This is a genomic window from Lewinella sp. (assembly GCF_050633125.1).
Lineage (GTDB): Bacteria > Bacteroidota > Bacteroidia > Chitinophagales > Saprospiraceae > Lewinella.
The window spans coordinates 1-6,759 of the sequence record NZ_JBOEFX010000225.1 but is presented as its reverse complement, the minus strand read 5'-3'; the positions used below and the strand labels follow the sequence as shown (position 1 = coordinate 6,759).

The window sequence follows — 6,759 nt, the reverse complement described above, 5'->3', positions numbered from 1 at the left end:
CATTACATCTGACACACCGCCAGAAAACTTTACTTACCTGAATTCCTGTTCTTCCGGCTTAATGTCTAAAAAACTACTGGCCTTTCGGCGAAACCTGGATGAAGACTACCAACTACAAGGGAGTAATTTCCGGGCGGGGGTGTACGATAAAATCAGAAATATAAAATCTACCATCGCCGATATCTTTGGTGGCAATGCGGAGAGAACAGCCCTAATACCCAGTTGCTCACATGGAATCAACATGGTGCTGGATGCTTTGGCTAATGGCCAGAAGGTACTGCATTTACCGGGAGATTATCCTTCGATAGTATGGCCATTTACGAGCAGGAATTTTGTTTGTACGACTTTAGCGATCGAGGGGCCTGACGCTTACTCCTTTGAGGCACTTAGTGTGGCTATCGAATCCCGGCAAATTGAGATTCTCGCCGTTAGTGCCGTTCAATATTCCAATGGGGAGATCATTCCACCGTCTACTTTTCGGGCACTGAAAGACCAATTTCCGAATTTGATTATCATCGTCGATGCTACTCAGTTTCTCGGGGTTGCTCCTTTTCACTTTCACGAAAGTGGCATTGATTTGTTTGTCGCTAGTGCCTTCAAATGGTTATGTGCAGGATATGGGAATGGCGTCTTGTTCATCAGTGAAACGTTGGAAAACCTGCTCGATTCAAAACTCCGCGGCTACAATACCTACAAGAACCCTAGAAAGGAAGGCTCCCCTACCACCGGAGAGTATTTTGAACCCGGCCACCAGGACTTACTGGCTTTCCAGTCGCTGCGCTTTCAAGTAGAACAGCATCAGTCTATTGGCTATGACCAAATTCAAGATCAGATTCAACGGGTAAAGACCTATGCCCGAGCAAAAATTGTGGAGGAGACGCCTTACGCCATCATCACCGAGCAAGACCCCGGCATGGCTTCGGGTATCCTTTCCGTAGATGTTCCCTCAAAATTGGTGAAGCACCTCAACGCGCAGCAGATCGTATGTTCTTACAATCGAGGCTTACGCCTGGGGCTTCACTTTTATAACAATGAGGAAGATATTGATCTGTTGGTGAGGGCGATGAAAGGTTAGTTGCAGGCTTTTTATCACATAGACACAGAGGTTTTATATAAGATTCTATGTGGCTATGTGATAAAAACCCCTCCCTTAAGTGCCTTTGCTGGTTCAAAAGTTACCACCCTCCTTCCAACAATCTCCCACTCAACCTTAGCAGCTCCAACTCGCGTTGTTTAGCCAAAAGCTGGGCCTGCAAAAATCGAGTATTGGCATTGACGACATTGAGCTGAATGAGGCGAAAATCTACATTGGTCAAGGCGCCTAATTCGTATTGGCGCTGAGCGATGAATAGGGCTTCCTGCGCCGCGGCGAGGCTTTGCTGCTCCAATTCTGTCTGGCGAACGCGGCTCTGCCAGCGAGCATAGGCTACTTGCAGCGAGGCTTCTGTTTCCAGGATCAGATCTTCTGTGCGGAGTTGCTCGGTTTCTACCTGTATGAGGCTGTTCTGGCGTTGAACTTCTTCGCGGCCACCAGAGAAAAGATTGAAGCGGACGCGGATGCCATACTCCGGACCAAAACTACGGTTGGATTGCAGGAAACCTACCTCATTGGCCTGCCTGTTAAAACCAAAGCTGCCGTACAGTTCTACCTCTGGAAACAGGGCGCCTTTGCGGATATCTACCTCACTGATGGCGATCAGCTCGGCCAGCTGTTGTTGGTTCAGGGAGGCATTATTGGTACGAGCGCTTGCCGCCAGGGCTGGCAGTTCCAGGTTGGGGCTGAGTTGGATACTATCTGTCGTTTGGATGGGAGCCACCAGGTCGCGATTAATCAAGCGATTGATAACAATGGTCAGCTCCTGAATTTGCGCCAGCTGACTGACAATCAGCGCACTGTCAGTATTACAATCTACACGAGCAAGCTGTACATCCAGCATATTGGAATTCCCCAATTCGTAAGAACGTTCGGTAAAACTTAGGCGTTCCTGCGAAACATCCAGCGATTCACGATAGGCCGAAAGGAGCTGGTTTTCTTGTTGAAGCTGATAGTAAGTGCTGGCCAGGTCCGCTACCGTTTGTTCCATAAAAAAACGGGTATCGGCTTTGCTCAACTGCTGTAACTGGGCCAATTGCTCCTTGCGGGCAAACATCGCCAAGCCATCGAAAACGATCCAGTTGGCCTCCATATTTGCGGTAGTAGCGGTACTTTTGGCATTATTGGCTTCCTGGGAGTCACCTGTGAAAAATTGCTGCTGGGAATTGTTGACAGAAGTGCGGCGCTGTGCCGTGATATTTACCTCTGGAAGCATACCAGCGTTGCCACGCGTATTGTTATTGGCTGCGGTACGTTCCGTGTTACGAACGATACGGATCTGATAATTCTCCTGTAATGCCCGCTCAATGAGTTCGCTGAGGCTCAACTGAATTTCAGCTGCCCCACCCTGGGCCTGCCCTTGCGTAGTGTTACCAATACCCAGAAATAAAACTGCTCCGAATATTAGTCCCCTGAAATTATTCATACTATAGGGTTTTATCTTCCAGTAAAACCTTATCTTTCTTACTGGTAATGATAGTATAAAGTACCGGGATCACGTAAAGTGTGAGTACCAAAGAAAATACCAGTCCACCAATGATAGCAACCCCCATCGGGATACGGCTGGTAGAACCACCACCCAAAGCAAGCGCAATTGGCATCGCCCCGAGAATCGTTGCCATACTGGTCATCAGAATCGGCCGAAAACGTTGGGCTGCAGCATCCACCGCCGCCGCTTCAATACCCAATCCATCCTGGCGGCGCTGGTTGGCAAACTCTACGATGAGAATACCATTTTTTGTAACAATACCTACGAGGACAATCATCCCAATCTGGCTAAAAATATTTAAGGTATGATCAAAAAACCACAAGGCCAGAATAGCTCCACCAATGGCCAAAGGTACCGTAAGCATGATCGTAAAGGGATCGCGGAAGCTTTCAAACTGCCCCGATAAAGCGAGGTACACCAGTACCAGTGCCAGTAAAAATGCAAATACTAAACTTCCTGAGCTTTCGCTAAATTCCTTGGACGTTCCGGCCAAACTGGTCGTATAGGTATCATCTAATAACTCCTTAGCGATAGCCTCCATTTCTTCGATTCCCTGCCCAATGGTGATGCCATCTTTAGGTGCGGCAGAGAACGTAGCAGCCGCAAATCGATTGTAGCGATACAATTGCGGAGGACTGCTGGCAAAACTGGTTTTCACCAAATTATCCAACTGCACAGGCTCCCCAAGGTCATTGCGAACCGTAACTTTTGTAATATCAGCAGGCTCATCACGCGCCGAACGGATCGCCTCGCCGATGACGAAATACTGTTTGCCGTCCTTCACAAAATACCCAAAACGCTGACCACTGTAAAGCAACTGAAGCGTTTGAGCAATATCAGCAACCTCCACGCCCATCTCACGAGCTTTATTGCGATCAATCTCAACCGTTAATTCTGGTTTATTAAACTTTAAGTCAAGATCCACGGCGTCGAAGACCGGGCTTTCACTGGCTTTCGCCATGAACGGTGGAATGATTTCTTTCAACTCCTTGATGGTCGGCGCCTGCACCACAAACTGAACAGGAAGCCCACGTCCACCTCCCCCCACCTGGATAGTTTGCTCTTGTACCACAAAGGACCGAGCAAAATTATAGTCACGCATTTTTTCACTCAACTCACTGGCTAGTTGCATCTGGCTTTTTTCCCGCTGTGAGGAAGGCCACAAAGTGAGGCGCACAAAACCACTGTTGATACTATTGGAGGAACCAAAACCAGGAGATGTCACCGACAATAAAGATTCTTTCTCTGGCAAGGTGTCCGTCATATCGACAATCTGCTTTATATAAGCATCCATCATCTCGTAAGAGGTGCCCTCCGGCGCAGTAGAGAAAATCCGTAATCGCCCCTTGTCTTCCAGCGGTGCCAGCTCAGAGGGCAGCAAGCGGCCTAATCCAAAAACCAGGGCAACCGAACCCAAAATGATGGCAAAAGAAATCCACTTATGATTCATAAAGCCTTGCAATGAACTTTCGTACCTATTGCCCAATCCTTTGAGGCCATCACCGATCCAGTTGCTCAATTTGCTCTTGGGTCGGCCTTTTTTCAAAATGCGCGAACACATCATCGGCGTGAGGCTCAAGCTCACAAAGGAAGAAATGACTACACTTCCCACCACCACCACGCCAAATTCCCGGAAAAGGCGACCAGTCACTCCTTCCAGAAAAATAACCGGCAGAAACACCGCAACCAAAGTGATCGTAGTAGAAATTACAGCAAAGAATATCTCACGCGAACCACTAAACGCAGCTTGCACCCTATCCTCGCCCTTCTCTACCTTGGCGTAAATATTTTCCATCACCACAATGGCATCATCGACCACCAGTCCGGTAGCAAGTACTACTCCCAAAAGCGTCAAAATGTTGATCGAAAAATCTGCGATATACATCACGAAGAAAGACCCAATCAAAGAAATAGGAATCGCCAATACGGGAATCAGCGTCGTTCGCCAATTGCGAAGGAAGAAAAAGATCACCAGCACCACCAACCCAAAGGCAATAAAGACCGTTTTTTGTACTTCTTCAATGGCCCGGCGAATGCTGATGGTGGTATCAAGCGCTACCCCTAGCTGAATATCATCAGGTAAGTCTTTTTTGATTTGCTCTACTCGCCGTTTGACTTCATCGACAATTTCAATATAATTGGAGCCAGGCTGTGGTTGAATGGCAATGCCAATCATCGGAATACCGCCGTTGCCGCGCAGGAGGCTGCGCTCATTCTGAGGACTAAGGCGGGCCTGCCCTACATCTTTGAGCCGAATCAGTGAACCTTCTCTTTTTGCGATAAGCAGATTGTTGAATTCCTCCTCGGTGGACAAACGACCGAAAGTACGTATGGTCAACTCTGTGCGATAACCTTCAATACGGCCGCTAGGCAGTTCGACATTTTGCGATTGCAAAGCGTTGCGCACATCTAGTGGTGTAAGCTCGAAAGCAGCCAGCCGGTCGGGGTCCAATGAAAGGCGCATAGCATAGCGCTTATCACCCCATATATTTATTTCACTGACACCACTAATCGTCTGTAAGCGCTCTTTAAACATATTGAGGCCGATATCAGACAAATCCAATAGGCTACGTTTACTACTCTGTACCGTCAGGGCAAAAATCGTCTGCGCATCAGCGTCACTTTTCTGTACAACAGGTGGGTCGGCATCGGGCGGTAGGCTACGAATGGCTTGCGACACCTTGTCGCGAATATCATTAGCAGCATTATCCATGTTAACACCAAGGTCAAACTCTACCCTGATAGTACTGCGACCATCTGCACTCGTAGAACTCATGGTATTGATTCCACTTACACTGTTGATCTCTTCTTCGAGTGGCTCCGTGATCTGCGACTCCATGATGTCTGCACTAGAGCCGGTATAATTGGTTGTGACCGTAACAATCGGAGGGTCAACACTTGGGTATTCCCGAATACCAAGATAGCTGAATCCTATGACCCCGAAGAGTAGGATAACGATGGTAAAAACCATGGCCAGTACGGGACGCTGTATGCTTAACGAGGATAGATTCATGCGTGTTAGTTATCCATTTTTTCGACCACTATTTCTTTTCCTGCCTCGACCTTCATGCCGTCTGCAGCCTGTAGGAGGCCGACCACCATTACCGTATCGCCAGCACTCAGTCCTTCCTGAATCTGTAGCAAGCGCGGAAGACGAACCCCTGGCTTGACGGTCGTTGCATGGATAGCTCCATCTCTGATCTGATAAACGATTTGGTTATCCAATTGTGGAATGACAGCCTCGGTGGGTATCAATAGTGCATCCGGAATACTATCCAATGTTAGGTTAACTTCGGCAAAAGCTCCGGCGATGAGTTCCCCTCCCCGGTTGGGCACACGGGCACGTATGCTCAGGGCTCTGGTTGTCTCATTGATAACGGGTTCGCTGGCATAAACCGTCCCTTCGTAAGAAGCATCCTGGCCAGCAACGGTAAATCGTACCGACTGCCCTTTCTTGATCTGATTGGCATAGCGTTCCGGCACATTAAATTCGAGTTTTAGCGGATCGAGCTGTACCAACCTCGCTACTGGCGCACCTACTTGTAGATAAGCCCCGGGGCTGACCGACCGCAAGCCCACCTGACCACTAAAGGGCGCACGAATAAGCGCATAGTCAATCATCACTTCCAATTCTTGTTGGTCGGCTTCGATGGTAGCCACCTGAAGCGCTGCATTGTCTACCTCGGCCTGGCTTATGCCTTTTATTTTGAGCAGCTCCTCCTGCCGGGTGAGGTTGGTTTTGGCCGTTTGGAGTTGGGCTTCCAGTTTCTGGCGTTGGGCTACCCACTGGCGGTCGTCTAGCTTGACCAGTAGTTGTCCTTTGGCGACACGTTCTCCTTCCTGAAAATGAATGCTCTTGATCAATCCCGATGTTTGAGCACTGAGCATTGCTGATTCACCAGCCATCAGAGTACCCGTTAGGCTAATTTTATTAGCAATAGGGCGGGCTTCCAAAACGACGTAATCTGCTTGCATCACCTTAGCGGTGCTAGCACCGTTGCCAACAGCCGCTACTTCTTCCTTACAGCTCCCTAGTACAAGGATAGAGAAACCAAGCAGTAAATAATTAATTATCCTCATTAGTGGGTACGAAATGAATTTTATATTTAGCATCGCCTCCTGATTGGAGCGCGTGATACATTTGCTCGAATACAATGAAGTTGTCTAAAAATAATTA

At 48.3% G+C, this 6,759-nt stretch carries 4 protein-coding genes; 1 reads left to right on the top strand and 3 read right to left on the bottom strand.

Annotated features, from left to right (window positions below):
* The coding region (locus ACRBG0_RS28435) for an aminotransferase class V-fold PLP-dependent enzyme (RefSeq protein ID WP_431490209.1) at positions 1 to 1,075 on the top strand (1,075 nt) is incomplete at its 5' end.
* A gap of 100 nt (positions 1,076 to 1,175) precedes the next feature.
* Here the strand turns inward: ACRBG0_RS28435 and ACRBG0_RS28430 are convergent.
* Genes ACRBG0_RS28430 through ACRBG0_RS28420 form a run of 3 tightly spaced genes read right to left on the bottom strand, consistent with a single transcriptional unit; the run spans position 1,176 to position 6,695 of the window.
* A complete protein-coding gene (locus ACRBG0_RS28430) occupies positions 1,176 to 2,519 on the bottom strand; it encodes a TolC family protein (protein WP_431490208.1) in 1,344 nt (447 codons plus the stop codon).
* A gap of 1 nt (position 2,520) precedes the next feature.
* Complete coding sequence (locus ACRBG0_RS28425) at positions 2,521 to 5,595, bottom strand: efflux RND transporter permease subunit (RefSeq protein WP_431490207.1); 3,075 nt, start codon at positions 5,593 to 5,595, stop codon at positions 2,521 to 2,523.
* A gap of 5 nt (positions 5,596 to 5,600) precedes the next feature.
* Positions 5,601 to 6,695: an efflux RND transporter periplasmic adaptor subunit gene (locus ACRBG0_RS28420; protein WP_431490206.1), complete on the bottom strand. Its 1,095-nt coding sequence runs from the start codon at positions 6,693 to 6,695 to the stop codon at positions 5,601 to 5,603.
* Positions 6,696 to 6,759 lie beyond the last annotated feature (64 nt).

Excerpts from the sequence above, each read along its gene's own strand:
- ACRBG0_RS28430 (WP_431490208.1), bottom strand. The coding sequence starts at position 2,519 with ATGAATAATTTCAGGGGACTAATATTCGGAGCAGTTTTATTTCTGGGT.
- ACRBG0_RS28425 (WP_431490207.1), bottom strand. The coding sequence starts at position 5,595 with ATGAATCTATCCTCGTTAAGCATACAGCGTCCCGTACTGGCCATGGTT.
- ACRBG0_RS28420 (WP_431490206.1), bottom strand. The coding sequence starts at position 6,695 with ATGCTAAATATAAAATTCATTTCGTACCCACTAATGAGGATAATTAAT.